We start from the raw sequence: 21,608 nt of genomic DNA on the forward strand, positions 1-21,608 counted from the left end.
GAAAGAGGTGATTCATACAAATAAAAAGAGGGTTGTTTAAGAAAGGGGGATAAGAAATGGTCTTGTTTGGTTATCCACTTGAAACAATTTATTTATACGGATTTATAATTGCAACTATACTTACTGTTATTTATATCTTTTTTGGAGATATTTTTGAATCAATATTTAGTTTTGGAGGCGGATCTGTATCCGTTGTAACGTTGCTACTTAGTTTTTTCGCCATGTTATGTGGACTTAGTTATATAGGAGAATATTTATTTTCCTTTAATAGTACTATTATTTTTGCTGGTTCATTTGCTATATCTTTTATCGGTGTTTTCATAATGAAAATACTAATTTTAAAACCAATTGCAGAGGCAGAGCAAAATACAATGCACCGTATGGATGAATTTATTGGCCGAAAAGGAGAAGTAATTATATCGATTCCGAAAGAAGGATTTGGAGAAGTATTAATTTCATCCCAATTTGGAAGTAATGCAATACCAGCGAAAACAATTGGGAAAAAAGATATTTCACAAGGAACCGAGGTCATTATTGAGGGAGTTCAAGATGGTGTTTTACTTGTACAGAACATCGCTTATTCTTTAAAAAAACCAAAATTATAAGGGGGAATTTACATGACGATTCCATTAATTATCGGTGGAGTTTTACTCGCAATTTTACTTCTACTCATTTTAGTATTTATTACGAAGTATCGTACAGTTGGCCCGGACGAAGCATTAATTGTAACAGGGAACTGGCTTGGTGGTGGAAAGAATGTCGTTACCACTGATGATGGAAAGAAGATTAAGATTATCCGCGGTGGTGGTACTTTCGTTGTTCCAATTATGCAACGGGCAGAACTTCTTAGCTTATTAAACTACAAATTAGAAGTTGGAACACGTGATACGTATACGAAACAAGGTGTACCGATTACAGTAAACGGTGTTTCTATTATTAAAGTAGGATCGACAATTGAAGAAGTTTCTACAGCAGCTGAACAATATTTAGGAAAAGAAACGGAAGAGTTAAAAGTAGAAGCAAAAGAAGTTTTAGAAGGGCATCTACGTGCTATTTTATCTTCTATGACAGTAGAAGATGCTTATAGTAATAGAGAGCAATTCGCACAAAAGGTGCATGAAGTGGCTTCTACTGATTTGAAGAAGATGGGACTTCGCATCGTTTCCTTTACAATTAAAGAAATAATGGATAAAAACGGTTACTTAGATGCACTTGGTCAGCCGCAAATTGCAATGGTTAAGCGTGATGCAACAGTTGCAAATGCAGAGCGTGAAAAAGAGGCACGAATTGAAAAAGCTCGTGCTGAGAAAGAAGCAAAAGAAGCGGAATATCAACGTGATGCACAAATCGCTGAAGCTGAAAAACATAAGGAATTAAAAGTACAATCTTATAAGAGAGACCAAGAACAAGCTCGCGCAGATGCAGATCTTTCTTATGAATTACAACAAGCGAAAGCACAACAAGGTGTTACAGAAGAGCAAATGCGAGTTAAAATCATTGAGCGTGAAAAGCAAATTGAGTTAGAAGAAAAAGAGATTGCGCGTCGTGAAAAGCAATACGATGCAGAAGTAAAGAAAAAGGCAGATGCAGATCGCTATGCTGTTGAACAATCAGCCGAAGCGGAAAAAGTAAAACAAATGAAAAAAGCAGATGCGGATCAATATAAAATTGAAGCAGAAGCAAGAGCACGTGCAGAAGAAGTTCGTGTAGAAGGTTTAGCAAAAGCAGAAATTGAAAAAGCACAAGGTCAGGCAAAGGCAGAAGTACAAAAGGCACAAGGTACAGCGGAAGCAGATGTTATTAGGCTAAAAGGTTTAGCAGAAGCGGAAGCGAAACAAAAAATTGCAGAAGCATTTGAATTATATGGGCAAGCGGCAATTATGGATATGGTTCTAAAAATGCTTCCGAGTTATGCGAAAGAAATTGCAAGTCCACTTAGCAATATTGATAAAATTACAGTTGTCGATACAGGCGGCGGTGGAAAGAATAGCGGCGCCGGAAAAGTTGCAGGTTATGCGACTGATTTAATGGCAACGATGCAAGAGACGCTAAAAGCTTCTTCTGGTATTGATTTAAAAGAATTACTAGAAGGATTTGCTGGAAAAGGTGCAGTACAGCAGTTATCGAATGATAAACCTGTCGTATCTGTAGTAGAAGATAAGAAAAAAGAAGTAGAAAAAAATAAAGAATAGTAAGGTGGGAAGAACCTCTAGCATGTGCTAGAGGTTCTTCTGTGAATCATAATATTTCGAAAAATATACATTTTTATACATTGTTTTAATTATTTAATTTTTATAGAATGAATTATGTATGCAATAATCTTTTAAATCTAGAAAGATGAGTAAAGAGAAATAGAGAGTCTCATCAACTTATTTATATCTTATAATTTTTATAAATAGATTAATTATAATTTATTGCATGTAAAACGGTATGGAGGGACAGAAATATGTTTCAAGGAAAATTAAGGAGTAGTAGTTTAAAAACAAAGTTACTTGTGTCATTTATTATTATTTTAATTGTACCAAGTATTATAATTGGCTGGACGTCTTATCAGCAGGCGAAGGCAAATTTTAATGAAACAATTTTGCAATCAGCAAAAGATAACGTGAAGATTTTAAATAATGTAATTAATAAAGAATTAGATAGTAAGAAAGTAGATGCAGCATATTTTACAAAATTATTCACTGGAGCAAGTTATCAAGCAGATCAGCTTCAAAACGTGCAAAATAAATTAGAAGAATATAATAAATTACATCCAGAAATGGAAGCAATATATACTGGATCTAGTAATGGGCAATTTATTCAATCACCGGCAATTCAAATGCCAGAAGGGTATAATCCGGCAGAAAGAGATTGGTATAAAGAGGCAGTGAAAAAAAGTGGAGAAGTAATTATTACGGCTCCATATAAATCAAAAACGACAGGAAATATTGTTGTTACAATAGCAAAACAAAATGAGGATAAAAGTGGCGTTCTCGGTATTGATTTAATTATAAATGATATTGTAAATACTTCGAAAATGGTTAATATCGGTAAAGAAGGGTATGTTGCAATTTTTGATCAGGATAAAAATGTGGTAGCACATCCAGCGCTGAAGCCAGGGGAAAAGGTAGAAGAGAAACTTGAAAAGGAACTGTATAAACAAGAAACAGGTGATTTTCAATTTTCATTAGATGGCGAGGATCGCAATATCACTTTTAAAACAAATAAGCAAACCGGATGGAAAATAGCAGGGATTATGCCTTCAAAAGAAATTATTCAAGCGGCTGAACCTATTTTCTATAAAACAATAACTGTTATTGGTATCTCATTAATAATTGGTGGAATTGTAATTTACTTCATACTCGCTTCTATTATTAAACCGTTAAAACAACTTGTTATATCAGCAAGGAAAATTAGCGAAGGTGACCTAACGGAATCAATTGCTGTTCATTCGCGGGATGAAATTGGACAGTTAGGAGAAAGTTTTAATGAGATGGCGGCATCATTACATGATGTAATTTCAAATATTAATACTTCAGCTGGTCATGTAGCGGCTTCTTCAGAAGAATTAACAGCTAGCATGAAGCAAGCAAGTGAAGCAACAGAACAAATTACACAAGCGATGGAACAAGTATCAAGTGGGGCAGAAATACAAACGCGGGAAGTTGAAGAAGGAGCGACTCTGTTAGAAGAAGTTACAGAAGGAATTCAGCGTGTTGCGGATAGCTCTTCATTAGTATCCACAGCCTCTATGTATACGAAGCAAAAAGCTGCAGATGGTGGAAAGTTAGTTGAACAAACTGTGAATCAAATGCAATTAATTCATGAGTCTGTTTCACAGTCAGACAAAGTCATTTCTTTATTAGATGATAAGTCGAAACAAATTGGAGCCATCCTAGAAGTGATTCAACATATTGCAGAGCAGACAAACTTATTAGCATTAAATGCTGCAATTGAGGCTGCAAGAGCTGGAGAGCAAGGAAGAGGTTTTGCAATTGTAGCAGATGAAGTACGGAAATTAGCAGAACAATCGGGACAGTCTTCTACGGAAATTGGTAAGCTAGTGAAAGAGATACAATTTGATATAAAAGAAACTGTAAGCTCTATGAATCAAGTTGGGACAGAGGTACAATCAGGACTTGTAGTTGCAAATGAAACGAAGCAAAGCTTTGTAGAAATATTGAAATCTACAAATGATACAGTTGTACAAATTGATAGTATGGTAGAAGTAGCGAAACGAATGACGATAGATGCAAAACAAGTAAGTGCATCTATTAATGAAATTGCAGCAACGATTGAAGAAAATGCAGCAAGTGTTCAAAATATTGCGGGCTCCTCTGAAGAACAAGTAGCTTCAGTAGAAGAAATAAATTCAGCAGCAGTTCATCTATCGCAAATGGCGGAAGAATTACAAGGGATGATTGGCAAGTTTAAAGTATAAGAGGCAAGTGTTAAGAAACGAGGTAATCATTTTACTTCGTTTCTTTTTTATGGAAACGGTAATGAGATAAAGTGAAGAAATATATAGTAATCGTGTTATGATTAAATACGAAAACAAAAGACTGTATTTTCTTTAAATTCTATTTTCATTGATGTTAGGGGAATAATTTTGAAATTGAAGAAATTGAAACTGCAACCGAGAATTACATTAACTATTAGTACACTTATTCTTGTTGTACTGCTGTTAACGAGTTATTTATTTTACTACATATTATCTGAAACAGTAGAAGACCAAATCGGAAAAAGAGCGCTGCATGTTGCGAAAACAGTTGCTGCTATACCGGAAATCGGGGAAGCTTTTCAAAAAGAAAATCCAGCTTCTATTATTCAGCCAATTGCAGAAAAAATTCGAATCGAAACAGATGCTGATTTTATTGTAGTTGGAAATAAAGATGGTATTCGTTATGCGCATCCTAAGCGAGATAAAATAGGAGAGAGAATGGTTGGCGGGGATAATGAAGGGGTTCTATTAGAAGGGGAGTCTTATGTTTCGAAAGCAACGGGATCATTAGGGCCTTCATTACGCGGCAAAGTACCGATTCGTAATCAGGATAATGAAATTATTGGCGTAGTATCTGTTGGTTTTTCAATGGATGATATTCATGGAGCGATAGAAGTGTATGGAAAGCGTGTGTTTTGGATTACAATAACAGGTCTGTTAATTGGGATAATGGGCTCTGTATATTTAGCAAAAAGTATTAAGCGGATGATGTTTGGAATGGAGCCAGAAGAAATTTCATCTTTATACGAGGAGCATAGTACAGTTATTCAATCTGTACGTGAAGGGATTGTAGTAATCGATAAAAATGGAATGGTTAGTTTAGTAAATCAAGCGGCATACGATATCCTTTCTTTAGATAAACAACAAAATATAATGGGAGAATTTATTTTAGATGTTATTCCTAATTCATCGATACTGGATGTGCTTCAAACCGGAGAAGAACAATTTGATCGCCAATTAAATATAAAGGGGCAGGATGTTATTGCCAATCGCCTACCTATTAAAGTTAATAATAAAGTAACTGGTGTAGTATCCAGCTTGCGCTTGAAATCTGAAATGGATCAATTAACAGCGGAATTATCTCAAACACGGCAGTATACAGAGGCATTGCGGGCGCAAACGCACGAGTATAACAACTTATTGTATACGCTCTCAGGTCTTATTCAATTAGAGTCTTATGAAGATGCTTTAGAGCTTATTCATAAGGAAACGGCAGTATATCAAGAGTTCGTTCAATTTATTATGAAACGAATTCAAAATCCATGGTTAGGTGGGATTTTAATTGGATTTTATAATAGGGCGCGAGAGTTGAAGATTGATTTTATGTTAGATCGGGAAAGTAGTTTAGAAGAGTTAAGTCCGCATATTGAGAGTAATTACGTTGTTTCTATTTTAGGGAATTTGATCACGAATGCATTTGAAGCAATTGAAAGAAATCAAGATCATGATAAGAAAGTAAGAATGTTTGTAACAGACATTGGGGAAGAAATATTAATTGAAGTAGAAGATTCAGGACAAGGTGTTCATGATGAAATAATTACAAGTATATTCTATAAAGGTTTTTCGACGAAAGTGGGCGAAAAACGTGGATATGGATTAGCAAAAGTGAAAGAGTTAGTAGAAGATTTAAACGGGAGTATTGCGATTGAAAAAGGGGATTTAGGTGGTGCTTTATTTATCATTGCATTACCGAAAGAGAGAGGCGAATTGTAATGAATGAGGGGATTGAAGTATTAATTGTAGAAGATGATATTCGGATTGCGGAAATTCATCGTCGTTTTACTGAAAAAATTGAGGGTTTTAAAGTAATTGGAACAGCAACGACTGGAGAACAGGCGAAGGAATGGTTAGAATTTGTAAAGCCACAACTCGTTTTATTAGATGTATATTTACCTGATATGCAAGGGACTGAACTCGTCACATATATTAGGCATAATTTGCATGATACAGATATTATTATGATTACAGCCGCATCAGAGACGGATGTAGTGCGACATGCTTTAAGAGGCGGAGTAACAGATTATATTGTAAAGCCACTTACATTTGATCGGTTTAAAACAAGTTTAGAAAGTTATCAAAAGAAGATTACGAAGTTAAAGAAAAATACTCAATTATCTTCAGAACAGATTGAACATCTATGGTCCCAAAGAGGGGTGCAGGCAAATCAAATAGAATATGCGCCAAAGGGAATCGACCCTTTAACGTTAGCAAAAATAAAAAAGCATATGCTAACTATTAATGAAGAGGGAATTACTGCAGAGATACTAAGTTCAATGGTAGGTGTAAGCCGATCAACTGCGAGGCGCTATTTAGAGTATTTGATCTCTGGAAAGAAAGTGCATGCGGAGCTTATATATGGAAGTGTGGGAAGGCCAGAAAGAAGGTATTTCCGCGTTTCTTCATAGGGGATTTTTACAACAATAAAAACAGTAGAGGATTATTACATTTCCTCTACTGTTTTTTCTAGTTTCATCTTATATTGGAATAATTCCAATTACAATTCCAGTAATCAACATAACCATTGTCGTTCCAACAGCCCAAAGTAAAGTGAATCGTTGGTGTTCACCAAAATCAACCTTGGCCATTCCGACTAATAAATAAGTGGAAGCAACGAGGGGACTCAGTAAGTGAACAGGTTGACCGAGTAACGAAGCACGTCCCATTTCTGCTGCACTAATTCCGTAAGCAGCGGCAGCTTTTGTTAAAATGGGTAGTACACCGAAGTAAAAAGCATCATTGGACATGAAAAATGTGAACGGCATACTAAGAAGAGCTGTAATAATTGGTAGTTGTGGTCCAAGAGCATCTGGTATAAGAGTCACTACACTTTGAGCCATTGCATCTACCATTTTTGTCCCTGATAGAATACCAGTGAAAATTCCAGCGGCAAATACGAGAGAAACAACCGCTAATACGTTTCCAGCGTGAGAAGCAATACGTTCTTTTTGTTGTTCCAAGCTTGGATAATTAATCATCACCGCAATAGCAAAAGCGACTGTAAATAACACAGGTAACGGCATAATTTCTAGTATGAGACAGACGAGTAGGGCAACAGTTAATAAAAAGTTAATCCATAGCAGTTTCGGGCGTTTATGCACGGCAGCTTCGACTGTCGCAGCTTGCTCATCCATTGTTTGCATGTGTTTTAAATATTGGACATCCATAATTCCTAAACGTTTTCTTTCTTTTTTTCCAAGATAGTAGGCAACGAAAACTACCCAAATTGCACCAGCAATCATTCCTGGTATAAGTGGTGTGAAGAGCTCTGATGCATCAAGTCCAAGAGCACTCATAACCCGAGCAGTTGGTCCACCCCAAGGTGTAAGATTTGTAACACCTGCCCCTAACATAACAACCCCAGCTAATATAAGTGGATTCATCCCAAGACGTTTATATAGTGGATACATTGCGGAAACTGTAATCATATATGTTGTTGTTCCGTCACCATCTAATGAAACGATAATAGTAAGAATAGCTGTACCAACAACAATTTTTAAAGGATCACCTTTTACAAATTTTAAAATTTTACTAATAACAGGATCGAATAAACCGCTATCAATCATAATTCCGAAATATAAAATGGCGAACATAAGCATAATACCAGTAGGTGCTAGCTTTTGAATTCCTTCTAACATCATCGGGCCCATATTGGCATAAAAGCCACCAATTAATGCGAAAATAATTGGAACTAATATTAATGCTACTAGTGCAGACATACGTTTCGTCATAATCAAAAACATAAAGACAAATACCATTGTAAATCCGAGTAATGCTAACATGTAATCTCCCCCTCCAAAAAAATGATTACGCTTTCAAAATAAAATAAAAATTCAGATAAAAGGTTTTTTGTTTATAATAAAAGGTTCAATTGGAATGGTAAATAATTTGAAAAATAACATCATTAGAAGCATAATCTTTATTTTGATCATTTTGTTCACAGGGTAATTTTGAATTTTTAAAAAGATAAATGCCTTCGTACAAGAATGATAGAATAAGATGGAAATAGCGAAGCGTGAAGTAGGGAGTAGATTTTGAATGCAAACAAGAATAGAAGAAATTTATAGTTCGTGTAAAGGAAAAGTAGAGGAGATTTTTATTAATGAATCCTCTTACGTATATGAATGGGAAAAGTTAATGATGATCCGAAAAAATGACGGTGAGATTGAAGAAATCGCAGTAGGGATCAGTGGGAATATAAGGTTAGTAAATGTAGAAGTTGGACAAAACATTGATACGGACACATTATTAGTTAAGTTAGAAGATGATTTATTAATTACTGGTTGTGAATGATGAGAGATGTGTAGAAGTAACTGCACATCTCCTTTTTGTCCCATATATTACAAAAAGAACATTGTTTTTTCACAAATCTCACACAACCTTTTGGTATTCTTTTCGTGGAGTATACGGTTTCTAGGGAGGAATATTGATGAAAATAAAATATTTCATACTTGTTATATGTTTATGTTTCATATTTATGATAGTAGGATGTGGGAAAAAGGAACTAAAAGCTGTTGCGATTGATGAGAAACATGATAAGTGTGATATTTGCCAAATTGGGGTAATGGATAATCAATTTGCAACAGAAATCATTTTAGAAAACGGAAAAGCGTTAAAGTTTGATGATATTGGTTGTATGTATAAATGGATGGAGATTAATTCAGGTGAAAAGACGAAAGTAAAATTTGTTCGAGATTATGATTCGAAAGATTGGGTTTCGTTAGAAGATGCCACTTACGTATATGATAAAACAATAACGACACCGATGGCTTATAATGTCATTTCATTTAAAAATAAAAAAGATGCAGTGAGTTTTGTATCTAACTATAAGGGGAAAGTTCTTTCGTATAAAGAGCTATCAGAGCATAAATGGGAAATGAATAAAGAGATGATGGGGAAACCGAAAACAGGGAATCACGGTGGGCATCATTAATAATAGAAAAAGACAACTATATGGTCTTATCCCCGTCAAGTAGACAGCTTTAAAAAAAGACTAAGCAGCCATTGAGATTCGATATTCAATCGGAGCTCGATGATTGAGTCGTTTTTGGAATCGTTTGTAGTTATAATGATAGATGTATGTTTCAATTGCTTGAATCAATTCTTCTTTTGTTTGATAATAATTGAGATAAAACATTTCAGATTTAAAATGAGAAAAGAATGATTCAATACAAGCATTGTCATGGCAGTTTCCTTTGCGAGAGTGGCTGCCGATGGCACCTAGCTGTTGAAGCGTACGATGATAAGCATGAGATGTGTATTGGAATCCTTGATCCGAGTGGATGATGGTTCCATACACATCTCTTTTTTGTTGCTAAATCAAGTGTATCGAGAACAAGTTGTAGATCATTGCGATGTGAGAGTTTCCAGGCAACAATTTCATTATTGTAAATGTCTTGGACGACCGATAAATAGAGAAAATTATCTTTGAATGGCAAGTAAGTGATGTCTGTAACAAATACCTCATTTTGTTTGCGATTTTGGAATTGGCGTTCTACTACATTTGGGAAAATCTTTGAGGATTTCCCTTTAAAAAAGCGACGCTTTTTACGGATGATCGATTGAATTTGAAGCTCTTGCATAAGTCTACATACTTTTTTGTGATTCACTAAAAAGCCCTCTTCTTGTAAGGCAATTGTCATACGAGGATAGCCATATTCCTTGTGTTTTATGTGAATCGCTTGAATTTGTTCACGCAGTGTATCATCCTTTGAAAAACGTAATTTTCTTTGCGTACGTGTTGAACGCCATTTATAGTAGCTAGAACGATTTAACTGAGCAATGACGACAAGCCAGATTACTTTGTATCGAGAACGTAGTTCTTCAATAATCTCGTACTTCGTCGTTTGAGCAAGGACACCTCCTACAGATTTGGATACTGCTTTTTTAAGTACGCCACCTGTGCCTTGTAGTATTCCAACTCTTCTTCCATACTATCGAATTTCGTACGAGGACGACCTTTCAAGGGATTTTTGAGGCCCTTATTACCACTACTTTTTCCCCGTGAGTCTGAAATACCGCCTGTTTCTTGATATTTCCTAACCCACTCTATTAATTGTGTTCTACTTTTAAGTCCATATTTCTTCGCTATAGCTGATTGACTACCCTCACCGTTTAAAAAACTTTCTACAGCTTGTATCTTTAATTCATTTGAATAAGTTTGAAATGTAGACCCTTTTTTAGCCATAATAAAATCCCCTCCAAGTAGAAGTGTAACATCCATGTTTGTTCATGGTCTTTTTACACTGTCTACCTTAAGGGGATAATATCATATAGTTGTCTTTTTCTATTATTACTCAGGTGCAAATATAGAAAAGGTGTAAAAATTTTAGAAGAACGGTTACAATGGAATATAGTAACCTAAAGCAATCATTTATGTACTTTTTAGAAATGTATACAAATGCGGTAAAAACGTGCTAAACTAATTGCTTCATAATGTTAATGATGAGGCCGTCAGGCGTATCATTCCAATAGGTTGAGAAACATAGTATAAGTTTAAGATAATCCGATTAAAGAAGGAATATAAAGGGCTTATGGATAAATGTACTCAAGAAGAGTTATTGTATGTGATGGAGGAATGGTTAAGAAAACATTATCTTTCATAGGAGCTGTAGTTGTGAGAAAACAAAAAATTTTATTATGTATGTTATTAGGATTTTTAATGACGGTAGTGGCTTGCGATAAGCAAGAAGAGCCAGAATCAAAACCGGTTCATGTGAAAAATGAAAAGAAAAAAGAAAAGCATAAAGAACAGGAAGAATCTAAAGAAGAAAAAAGTATAAATTTAATGGACAAACAGTTGCTACTTTCTGCGACGCTTGGAGACACAGAAACAGCTATGAAGCTAATCCAAGATGGAGCGAATATCAATGTAGAAGGTGACAACGGAGAAACGCCTGTCCTTGCAGCGACGTATCAAAATCATGTAGAGACAGTTAAAGCATTAATTGGTGCAGGTGCTAATATTGAAATTAAAGATGAGAAACAAAGCAATCCACTTCTTTATGCAAGTAGAGAAGGATATACGGATATTGTAAAAGTATTAATTAATGCAGGAGTTAATACGAAAGAAACGACTGAGTCAGGTGGAACAGCACTTATTTCTGCATCTGAGCGTGGCCATGTAGAGGTTGTTAAAGAATTATTAGAGCATACAGATATTGATGTGAATTATAAGAATGAACGTGGTGGAACAGCTTTATTAGACGCAATTGTATTAGGAAATGGTAGTGAAAGTCATAAGAAAGTAATTCAAATGCTTATTGACCACGGGGCAGATGTAAATATGGCCAATAAGGAAAATATTACGCCGCTGCAATATGCTGAAAAAAGAGGTTTTAAAGATATTGCGAATACGTTGAGGATAGCAGGAGCGAATGAAGTAGTACAGCCGCAACCACAACTGGCGGAATAACAAGCTGAAGAAATAAAAAGTACGAAATAATCCCATTTAGATAGGCAGAATGAAGAAGTCATTTAGTATGATGGATTCAGTAATGTGTATTTAAATGGGATTTTTGTTTTGAACATGAAAAATAGAGTATGAATGGATAGATAGTATAAATAAGAAAAACGTATTCCACTGTATAGTACTTCTTGGGATAATTGTGCTTCACAAGCAGTGGCGAGAAAACTAAAACTCATTAACTATGGAATGAATTTACATATTGATTGAATTTTAAACATTGTTGTGTTCTGTTGGAGTTTATTCGTATATCTAGATTATTGTAAAATTAATATGGTGAATATTAACATTCGATTAACACCTAATTAACAATTTATCAAAACTGACTTAATAAATGCGTAATATAGTAAAGGTAACAAAATAATTAGGGTAGAGAACATTTGAGAACACCCGCTTACATATAACGTGCCACTTTCTTAGGTGTGCTCTATTCCCTAGAGTTCAAATAAGGAGAAAGGTGTTCTATGTAAGTAGGTGTTTTTAGTTTGGATAAAAATAGAAAAGCTAGGTGGAATGAATGTTTAAAGAACCTTATATTGCGATGATAAAGGATTGGAAAGGGTACAAAACATACAAAAAATTACCGAAAACAGTTTTTCTTATGACTGGTTCAATGCTGGAGTTACCAGAGCGTGTATACGAATTACAGAAACATGGACATGATGTATTTCTTCATTGTGATTTTATACAAGGCTTAAATACGAACACAGAGGAAGCTCTTTTGTATATTCAAGATGTTATCGGAGCACAAGGTATTATTTCAACAAAGGGTTCGACAATTCGAAATGCCAATAAAATTGGATTGAAAACGATTCAACGCATTTTTATTGTTGATACTTTATCTCTTACAAAATCAATTGAAAATTGTAAAACGACTAAACCGAATGCAGTAGAGATTATGCCTGGCATTATGCCTTCTATTATTAAACAGCTAGCGGAGGAAATAAAATTCCCTATTATTGCAGGTGGGCTGATTCAAACGCGAGAGGATGCAGAAATCGCAATTCGTGCAGGAGCAAGTGCGATTTCAACGAGTCATTATGAAGTATGGATACGAGAAGAAAAAAGGAGTGCAACCTTGTGATCGAATTGAAAGATGTTTCAAAGGTATATAAAAATGCGGAAGAGACAGCGGTTAAAGACGTATCGGCTCATATTAAGAAGGGAGAATTTTTTGTTTTAGTTGGACCTTCGGGATGTGGAAAAAGTACATTACTACGAATGATCGCTGGCTTAGAAGAAATCTCTTCGGGAGATTTAATGATTAATGAACGTGTTGCAAATGATTTAGAGCCGAAAGACCGTAATCTATCAATGGTATTTCAAAATTATGCGCTATACCCACATTTATCTGTAGAAGAAAATATTTTATTTGGACTTAAGGTAAGGAAGGTACAAAAAGAAGAGCGACAAAAGCGATTAATGGAAGCTATTGAAATGGTAGGACTGAAAGAGTATGTGAAAATGAAACCGGGCCAATTATCAGGCGGGCAAAGACAGCGTGTTGCGCTTGCCAGGGCGATCGTGAGTCAAGCACCGATTTGTTTAATGGATGAACCACTTTCGAATTTAGATGCGAAATTACGTGCGCAAATGAGGATTGAAATTAGAGAAATTCAGCAACGACTAGGAATTACGATGATTTACGTTACTCACGATCAAATAGAAGCGATGACTATGGGAGATCGTATCATGGTCTTAAATAAAGGAAGTATACAACAAGTTGGAACACCGCTTGATATATACAACGAACCAGCAAACGAATTTGTTGCAAGTTTTATAGGTTCTCCTTCTATGAATATAAATGATGGGGAAGTGGATAAAGAAAAAGGCATATTACATATAGGGCAATTGCAAATCCCATTATCTATTGGACAGCTAAAGCAATTACCAGAAGGAACTATTCGAATAGGTATGCGTCCTGAGCATATTGCACTGTCTGAGGAAGGACAAGAAGTGACGCTGCAATCTGTAGAAGTATTAGGGAATGAATCTATATTAAACTTTGCGATAAACGGAACAACTTGGAGTGCGAAAGTCATCGGACAGTTACTCCTGAACAAAGGTGAAAAAGTAAAATTATTATTCTCGCAAGAAAAGCTATGCTTCTTTCACCAAAATACGAATGAAAGATTAAAAGTGGTAGCTGAAGAAGAGTTGAAAGTGGTGGCGAAATAATGATTGAGGTAGGGAAATTACCAGCTCAAACGAAAGTGTCAAAAAAGAAGGCGTTATGGGGGAGAACGAAAGATTTAAGAATAGGATTATTATTTTTAGCACCATCTATTTTATTGTTTTCGATTTTTCTTTTCTATCCATTGTTTAGGACGATTTACTATAGTTTTTATTTAACAGATATACAAGGGGAAGCTAGCCTATTTGTTGGCTTAGAAAATTATCAATATTTATTCTCTGATCCTGCTTTCTATAAAAGTATAAAGTCAACTTTATTATTTGTTTTATACACAGTGCCTACTAGTATTGTATTCGCCTTATTTCTTGCATTAATTGCAAATGGAAAAGTAAGAGGTATCGGGTTATTCCGAGTTCTGTTTTCTTCAACGATGGGAATATCAGTAGCTGCTAGTGCAGTGATTTGGCTATTTTTATTTCATCCAAGTGTAGGATTGTTTAATAATATATTAGCCTCTATGAATCTTCCTGCAATCGCATGGTTAACGAGTCCGGACTGGGCACTGTTTTCTGTATCGGTTACAACGGTTTGGGTGAATACAGGATTTGCATTTTTAGTTATATTAGGTGGTTTACAAAATATTGATGCGTCTTTATATGAGAGTGCATCTATAGATGGTGCTAGTTATTTATATAAACTTCGCCGCGTTACATTACCGATGCTATCACCAACTTTATTCTTTATCGTGACAGTAACGCTAATTAGTGCGTTCCAAAGCTTTGGACAAATTGATATTTTAACGCACGGTGGACCGAATGATGCAACGAATTTAATTGTGTACTCGATTTATAAAGAAGCATTTGTGAATCATCAATTTGGAACAGCAAGTGCACAAGCGATGGTATTATTCGTTTTCATTTTTATTGCTACATTGATTCAATTTAAGTTTGCTGAGAGAAAGGTGCATTATAAATGATCGTTAAACAGTGGAAACAAAATTTCCTATTATACATGCTGCTCATTATTAGTGCAGTAATGGTGTTTTTTCCTGTACTCTATGCGTTTTTAATAAGCTTTATGACACCAGATGATATTCAAATGAGAAGGTTATTTCCGACCCAATTTACTTTCGATAATTTTATTAATGTTTTTCAAAAAGTACCGCTTTTTACATATTTGTACAACAGTTTAATTGTATCGACGATTGTTATGATTGGACAACTTATCGTATCCAGTTTAGCAGCTTATGCTTTTGTTTTTCTTCAGTTTAAAGGGAGAAACGTAATTTTCTTCCTGTTTATTTCAACGATGCTTATTCCGTGGGAAGCAACGATGGTACCGAACTTTTTAACGATTCAAAACTTCGGATGGATTAATAGTTTTGCTGGGATGACGGTGCCGTTTTTTGCAACAGCTTTCGGTATTTTCTTACTACGTCAACATTTTATGACACTTCCGAATGAACTGAAAGAAGCTGCTTTTATTGAAGGGATTGGAAATGTAAGGTTTTTATTCAGTGTTGTAATTCCGTATTGTAAAACGAGTTTTATTACGCTTGGAGTATATAGCTTTTTAACAACGTGGAATATGTATTTGTGGCCGCTCTTAGTAACCACTGATGAAAAAGTAAGAACGGTTCAAATTGGTGTGAAGCAGCTTCAATCTCAAGAAGTTGCAACTGATTGGGGCAGTGTAATGGCCGGTGTTACGGTTATCGTCATTCCAACGTTGATTTTACTATTTTTAGGGCAAAAGCAATTACAAAAAGGATTAACAAAAGGTGCAATTAAATAAGCATACATAGGAAAAGGTGGGATTGAGATGAGTTTATTGAAAAAAAGTGCTGCTCTTTTAATGGCAGCCACAATGGCATTAACCGGCGCAGCTTGTTCAAATAGTAAAACAGAGGGAAAACCTGAAGCACAGGCAAAAGTAGCTCCAGTTGAAAAGAATGGTGATAAAACTGTAATTCGTTTCTGGCATGCAATGGGTGGAAAAACACAAGGTGTACTAGATGGGCTTGTTGCAGACTATAATAAGTCGCAGAATAAATACGAGATAAAGGCAGAGTTCCAAGGAACATACGAAGAGTCTTTAACGAAATTTAAAACGATGTCTGCAACGAAAGAAGCGCCAGCTCTTGTTCAATCGAGCGAAATTACAACGAAGTATATGATTGATAGCAAAAAGATTACGCCTATCGATAGTTGGATTAAAAAAGATAAGTACGATACATCAAAATTAGAAAAAGCAATTACGAATTATTATTCAGTTGATGGAAAAATGTATTCTATGCCGTTTAATTCATCTACACCAGTATTAATTTATAATAAAGATGCTTTCGCAAAGGCTGGATTAGATCCAGAGAAAGCTCCGAAAACATATGCGGAATTAAAAGAAGCGGCGAAAAAGTTAACGATTAAAGAAGGCGGAAATGTAAAGCAGTATGGATTCTCTATGCTCAATTATGGTTGGTTCTTTGAAGAATTGTTAGCGACACAAGGGGCTTTATATGTAGATAATGAAAATGGCCGTAAAGATGCTGCACAGAAAGCAGTATTTAACGGAAAAGAAGGTCAAAAAGTGTTTGGGATGTTAGATGAATTAAATAAAGCTGGTGCGCTTGGAAAGTATGGGGCAAGTTGGGATGATATTCGTGCCGCGTTCCAGTCTGGACAAGTTGCTATGTATTTAGATTCTTCTGCTGGTGTTCGTGATTTAATTGATGCTTCTAAGTTTAATGTAGGCGTTTCATATATTCCATATCCAGAAGATTCGAAGCAAAATGGTGTTGTTATTGGCGGGGCATCGTTATGGATGACGAACATGGTTTCAGAAGATACACAGCAAGGTGCTTGGGACTTTATGAAATATTTAACGAAGCCAGACGTACAAGCAAAATGGCATACAGCAACAGGATATTTCTCAATTAATCCAGATGCATATAATGAGCCATTAGTAAAAGAGCAGTATGAAAAGTATCCACAGTTAAAAGTAACGGTAGAGCAATTACAAGCAACGAAGCAATCTCCAGCAACTCAAGGTGCATTAATTAGTGTATTCCCAGAATCACGAGATGCAGTTGTAAAAGCATTAGAAGCAATGTATGACGGGAAAAATAGTAAAGAAGCGTTAGATGAAGCTGCAAAAACAACAGATAGAGCAATTAGTATTTCAGCTCGTACGAGTCAAAAATAAGAGAAAGCCGTATCCTTATGAGGGATACGGCTTTCTTTATAGGGAGATAAGGGATCAAAGAAATGATGAACTCTTATCTCTTCTATATGAGTAAAGGATCTAGAACGAATATTGTCTTTTTCATTATTTGTTTAACTCCATTGCAACTTGTTTACCATTTACGAAAACCTCTGCCACCGCTACTACAACTTCCATCACTTTTTTCATATCTCATCTCTCCTTGTTTTTTGTTTCATTTCTTACTTTTAGTATAAGGAAATATAGTAATTGCAACTATCGAATTGAATGACAAGAGACTTACAGTGTTGTAAGGATAATAGTTTTATTTGTAATAAATGTTATTTCGGATTAGTATTCAGAAATTTCCTTCATTTTAATCTATAATTAGAAAGAGAATGGTTTAGAAAGAAGGAGAAGAAATGAAGAGAATACTTGTTATTAGTGATATTCATGGAGAAATAGAAAAGTTCGAACAGTTATTGGAAGAAGCTCAATACGATGCAAGACAGGATCAACTAATTTTGTTGGGGGATTATGTAGACCGTGGCCCGAATGCAAGTGCTGTCATTGAAAAGGTAAAAGAGTTAAAAGAAGAGGGAGCCTTCGTTTTAAAGGGAAATCATGAAGATATGATGATTAAGGCGTTAACGACAGATGAGGAACGTTCATGGAACCATTGGGTAAAAAGGAATGGTGGAGATAAAACGTTATATAGCTATGGATTTGTAGAAGAAGACATTGCGGTTAATGAGGAAAACTTCCAAAAACCGATTTTACAATCTCATATATTAGAGGAACATGTAACGTTTATTCAAGAATTAGATCATTACATTGAAACAGAAGAGTATATCTTTGTACATGCTGGTGTTGAGCCGATGAACCGAGTTTCTGAATCTGAACCATATACATTAATGTGGATCCGTAATGAATTTCATAATGGATATAGCGGCGAAAAGGTTGTTGTATTTGGTCATACGGAAACAAAAACGCTTCATGGTAGTGAGAATTGCGGAGTGTATTTTGGTAGTAATCGTATTATTGGAATTGATGGCGGGGCTGTGTATGGTGGTCAGTTAAATTGTTTGGAGTTGCCAAGCAAAAAGGTATATGTAGTAAAAAATTGAAAGAGATAAGAGGAATCTTATTTCTTTCAATTTTTTATTAAGTAAAATTTAAGAAAGAGCCTTTATAATAAAGATTCAAAATTTTATATCGAGCAAAACTTTAGAAGTGAATATTTGGGAATTAAATTACATAATATGATTACATTATTTCGTTATGAAGAGAAGAGATGCAATAATAAAGAGAGTTGAAATAGATTGTGGAAGGTGAGAATATGCGCTTACTTGTAGTAGAAGATAATGCTTCTTTAATAGAGTCTATCGTACAAATTTTACGCGATGAATTTGAAGTAGATACAGCATTGAATGGAGAAGATGGATTATTTCTAGCTTTACAGAATATATATGATGCCATTTTGCTTGATGTGATGATGCCAGAAATGGACGGTTTTGAAGTGATTCAAAAAATACGTGATGAAAAGATTGAAACACCAGTCCTGTTTTTGACAGCGAGGGATTCTTTAGAAGATCGAGTGAAAGGGTTGGATTTTGGCGGGGATGATTATCTCGTTAAGCCGTTTCAAGCACCAGAACTAAAAGCGAGAATTCGTGCTTTATTAAGACGAAGTGGTAGTTTAACAACAAAACAAACAATTTGTTATAAAGGAATCGAATTATTTGGAAAAGACAAAGACGCACAAGTCGATGGGCAATCAATTAAGTTAACTTTAAAACAGTATGAACTTCTAGAGTACCTCATTCAAAATAGCGGTAAAATTTTAATGCGTGAACAAATTTTTGATCGTGTTTGGGGATTTGATTCTGATACGACAGTAGCAATTGTAGAAGTGTATGTACATCATTTACGTAAAAAATTAGAACCATTCGGTTATCAGAAAGATATTCAAACCGTTCGTGGTATTGGATATATATTAAAAGAACAATGAGAAAGGGAAGCATGTTTCAAAAGACACGTATTCGTCTAACTATATTGAATTCGTTAGTATTTATCCTATTAATAGGTGTATTAGGTAGTATTATTTATTCGTACACATACAAGCGTACTTATAATGAAGTGGATCAATCTATAAAAATGATAACTCAGTATAGAGAAAAATTTGATGTTAAAATGCCACCACCAAGAAAACGTATAGAGAATATCAAAATTCGAGACCCACGGATAACTATAATAACTTGGAATGGAAAAATAGTGGAGATAGAAGGCGATAACCATAAATTTCGCTCTAACTTTGAAGAGGATTTGGAAAAGTTTTCTCCAAAAAAGGTAGGGGATTTGCAAGATATTGAAGTGCAAGGACGATATTTTAGAACGTTCGCGTTTCAAGAAGATGGAAAAATAGTTCAAATTGTACGTGATACAACAGCTGAAGAAGAAATGCTAAATACTTTATTTTTAATTCTCATAATAGGTTGTAGCATAGGCAGTCTATGTGCAATAGGTATCGGTTTTTTCCTAGCTGGCAGGGCACTCATACCTATTCAAAATTCATGGGAGAAACAGCAGCAATTCGTTTCCGATGCATCACATGAATTAAGAACACCTCTTGCAGTTATTCAATCAAAAACGGATGTATTATTCCAGTCCCCATCCGCTACGATAGAAGAAAAAGCCGTGGATATCTCTACAATTTCAAAAGAATGTAGGCGGCTATCGAAACTCGTTAGCAATTTATTGTTGTTAGCACGTTCGGATTCTAATCAAATTGAGATGGATAAGAAAACATTTGAACTGGATAAGTTGTTAGAAGAAATTATAAATCCATATAAAGAAATTGCCTCTTATCAAGAAAAAGCGATGATATTAAAAGTAGAACGTGATATAACGTTTATGGGTGATAGAGAGAGAATCCATCAAATGATGGTCATATTGTTAGATAATGCGATGAAGTATACGAATGAAGATGGGCATATTCAAATTGATTGCACACAAACGAGTAATTCAATTCGTATACGGGTGAAAGATAATGGGATAGGAGTTAAAGAAGAAGATATTCCAAATTTATTTGATCGTTTTTATCAAGGAGACAAAGCAAGAAGTATGTCAGAAGGAGCTGGGTTAGGTCTTTCAATCGCTAATTGGATTGTAGAAAAGCATTATGGGAAAATATCGGTAGAGAGCAAATGGGGAGAAGGAACTTGTTTTGAAGTGATTTTTCCTAAAAACCAAAGATTATAAGTGAGAAGGCGACCTTGTTTTTTACAAGGTCGTCTTTTTTTAAGGGAAAGTTAAGGAACAACTTGTATCATGTATTACATCATGGAAGCTTGTGATGGAAAGAAAAGCTGTAAGGTTTTTTTGAATGAACTGGATAAATCATAAAGTTATTTCTAACAGAGATGAAGTTTATGTATAGTATAAAAAAAATTATGGGAAAGCTGGGAAAAGAAAGCGTGAGAGGGAGGAATTAATTTTGCAAAAGAAAATGATGACGGTATTCACTATTGGAGTAATGAGTTTAAGTATATTAGGGGGTGCCTCTCCTTCTGGAATGAAAAAAGGAAAGACAGATTACACGCAGCGTAGTAAAGAACAATTAAATGATGGGAAAATACATGCAATGCATACGGAAGAAAAAGCGGAAAAGTTAGGCATTGAAACGGATGGGAAAGAACAAATTACGTTAGAAAAAGAAATTCATGAGACTGAGGTAGGAAGAGAAGCAGAACAATTAGGTATTTCGGCAGAAGGAAAAGATGTCGGAACTCTTTCAGAAGAAATCTATGAAACAAAAGTGAAGCAAGAAGCGTCAAAACTAGGCATATCTATAGATAATACATCGATTGTGAATTTGATTACTCAAATTAATACGATTAAAATTAATGATGAAGCGGATAAATTAGGTATTTCGACAAATGGAAAAGAAATAGAAGACATTGCCGAAGAAATCTATGGAACGAAAGTAAGAGAAGAAGCAGGAAAGTTAGGTATTTCTCAAAAAGGAAAAGAGATGGAAGATTTAGCACAAGAAGTGTACGAACAAAAAGTGCAGGGAGAAGCAAAAAAATATCATATTGATTTATACGGCAAAGATATATATCAAGTATTAAGAGAAATTAATGAACAAAAAGTAGTAGAAATGGCAGATGAGCTTAATATGGATAGAACGAATATAGGCATTCAAGAGCTAGCGGAAAAAATAAAACGAGAACAACCTGAAAAAGGAAACGAACTAAAATTTGTACCGATGATTCAAACAGATGCTGATGCGTTTTATTCGTATTTAACGAATTAAAAAGGGCGTGAGAGTG

18 protein-coding genes and 3 pseudogenes are annotated in these 21,608 nt (G+C 35.0%); 19 read left to right on the top strand and 2 right to left on the bottom strand.

Features of this window, described 5'->3' with window-relative positions; translation table 11 throughout:
• The first annotated feature begins 56 nt into the window (after positions 1-56).
• The 6 genes and pseudogenes from JFT89_RS20575 (at position 57) to JFT89_RS20595 (ending at position 6,888) form a co-directional block, all read left to right on the top strand.
• Complete coding sequence (locus JFT89_RS20575) at positions 57-605, top strand: NfeD family protein (protein ID WP_002063708.1); 549 nt, start codon at positions 57-59, stop codon at positions 603-605.
• 12 nt (positions 606-617) lie between these two features.
• Positions 618-2,192 (top strand): flotillin lipid rafts scaffold protein FloT, encoded by a 1,575-nt coding sequence (locus JFT89_RS20580; RefSeq protein ID WP_201040538.1) that lies wholly within the window; start codon positions 618-620, stop codon positions 2,190-2,192.
• Positions 2,193-2,446: 254 nt separating this feature from the next.
• A pseudogene (locus JFT89_RS30825) lies at positions 2,447-3,484 on the top strand (HAMP domain-containing protein); the annotation flags it as partial.
• 120 nt (positions 3,485-3,604) lie between these two features.
• Positions 3,605-4,423, top strand: coding sequence for a methyl-accepting chemotaxis protein (locus JFT89_RS30830; protein WP_374191883.1), 819 nt, complete (start codon positions 3,605-3,607; stop codon positions 4,421-4,423).
• A 168-nt stretch (positions 4,424-4,591) separates the two neighbouring features.
• Positions 4,592-6,196, top strand: coding sequence for an ATP-binding protein (locus JFT89_RS20590; protein ID WP_002063711.1), 1,605 nt, complete (start codon positions 4,592-4,594; stop codon positions 6,194-6,196).
• Entirely contained in the window at positions 6,196-6,888 is a 693-nt protein-coding gene (locus JFT89_RS20595) for a response regulator (protein WP_002029668.1), read from the top strand. Before JFT89_RS20590 ends, JFT89_RS20595 begins: the two co-directional genes overlap by 1 nt.
• 69 nt (positions 6,889-6,957) lie before the next feature.
• Here JFT89_RS20595 and JFT89_RS20600 read toward each other — a convergent pair whose 3' ends face one another.
• Entirely contained in the window at positions 6,958-8,262 is a 1,305-nt protein-coding gene (locus tag JFT89_RS20600) for a CitMHS family transporter (protein ID WP_002063712.1), read from the bottom strand.
• 256 nt (positions 8,263-8,518) lie between these two features.
• On the opposite strand from JFT89_RS20600, the gene JFT89_RS20605 reads away from it, so the two are divergent.
• On the top strand, positions 8,519-8,773 hold the full coding sequence (locus JFT89_RS20605; protein ID WP_002063713.1) for a hypothetical protein: 255 nt from the start codon (positions 8,519-8,521) through the stop codon (positions 8,771-8,773).
• 136 nt (positions 8,774-8,909) lie between these two features.
• On the top strand, positions 8,910-9,413 hold the full coding sequence (locus JFT89_RS20610; RefSeq protein ID WP_201040539.1) for a nitrous oxide reductase accessory protein NosL: 504 nt from the start codon (positions 8,910-8,912) through the stop codon (positions 9,411-9,413).
• 60 nt (positions 9,414-9,473) lie between these two features.
• On the opposite strand, the pseudogene JFT89_RS20615 reads toward JFT89_RS20610, so the two are convergent.
• A pseudogene (locus JFT89_RS20615) lies at positions 9,474-10,667 on the bottom strand (IS3 family transposase).
• A gap of 354 nt (positions 10,668-11,021) precedes the next feature.
• On the opposite strand from JFT89_RS20615, the gene JFT89_RS20620 reads away from it, so the two are divergent.
• The 11 genes and pseudogenes from JFT89_RS20620 (at position 11,022) to JFT89_RS20670 (ending at position 21,592) form a co-directional block, all read left to right on the top strand.
• Positions 11,022-11,894 (top strand): ankyrin repeat domain-containing protein, encoded by an 873-nt coding sequence (locus JFT89_RS20620; RefSeq protein WP_201040540.1) that lies wholly within the window; start codon positions 11,022-11,024, stop codon positions 11,892-11,894.
• Positions 11,895-12,047: 153 nt separating this feature from the next.
• Positions 12,048-12,155, top strand: a pseudogene (locus JFT89_RS20625) (GNAT family N-acetyltransferase); the annotation flags it as partial.
• 307 nt (positions 12,156-12,462) lie between these two features.
• Positions 12,463-13,029, top strand: a complete 567-nt coding sequence (locus JFT89_RS20630; protein WP_016097186.1) for a glycerol-3-phosphate responsive antiterminator — start codon at positions 12,463-12,465, stop codon at positions 13,027-13,029.
• Positions 13,026-14,123: an ABC transporter ATP-binding protein gene (locus JFT89_RS20635; RefSeq protein WP_201040541.1), complete on the top strand. Its 1,098-nt coding sequence runs from the start codon at positions 13,026-13,028 to the stop codon at positions 14,121-14,123. The genes JFT89_RS20630 and JFT89_RS20635 overlap by 4 nt, the downstream gene beginning before the upstream one ends.
• Complete coding sequence (locus tag JFT89_RS20640) at positions 14,123-15,055, top strand: carbohydrate ABC transporter permease (RefSeq protein ID WP_201040542.1); 933 nt, start codon at positions 14,123-14,125, stop codon at positions 15,053-15,055. The genes JFT89_RS20635 and JFT89_RS20640 overlap by 1 nt, the downstream gene beginning before the upstream one ends.
• A complete protein-coding gene (locus JFT89_RS20645; protein WP_016097188.1) occupies positions 15,052-15,873 on the top strand; it encodes a carbohydrate ABC transporter permease in 822 nt (273 codons plus the stop codon). Before JFT89_RS20640 ends, JFT89_RS20645 begins: the two co-directional genes overlap by 4 nt.
• 27 nt (positions 15,874-15,900) lie before the next feature.
• A complete protein-coding gene (locus JFT89_RS20650) occupies positions 15,901-17,277 on the top strand; it encodes an ABC transporter substrate-binding protein (RefSeq protein ID WP_002010409.1) in 1,377 nt (458 codons plus the stop codon).
• Between the two features lie 419 nt (positions 17,278-17,696).
• A complete protein-coding gene (locus tag JFT89_RS20655) occupies positions 17,697-18,401 on the top strand; it encodes a metallophosphoesterase family protein (protein WP_002010411.1) in 705 nt (234 codons plus the stop codon).
• 212 nt (positions 18,402-18,613) lie between these two features.
• A complete protein-coding gene (locus tag JFT89_RS20660; RefSeq protein WP_016097190.1) occupies positions 18,614-19,285 on the top strand; it encodes a response regulator transcription factor in 672 nt (223 codons plus the stop codon).
• Positions 19,286-19,296: 11 nt separating this feature from the next.
• Complete coding sequence (locus JFT89_RS20665) at positions 19,297-20,535, top strand: sensor histidine kinase (RefSeq protein WP_002063722.1); 1,239 nt, start codon at positions 19,297-19,299, stop codon at positions 20,533-20,535.
• 235 nt (positions 20,536-20,770) lie between these two features.
• Entirely contained in the window at positions 20,771-21,592 is an 822-nt protein-coding gene (locus JFT89_RS20670) for a hypothetical protein (RefSeq protein WP_002063724.1), read from the top strand.
• The last annotated feature ends 16 nt before the right edge of the window (positions 21,593-21,608 follow it).

The organism is Bacillus sp. TH25 (assembly GCF_016650935.1).
Lineage (GTDB): Bacteria > Bacillota > Bacilli > Bacillales > Bacillaceae_G > Bacillus_A > Bacillus_A mycoides.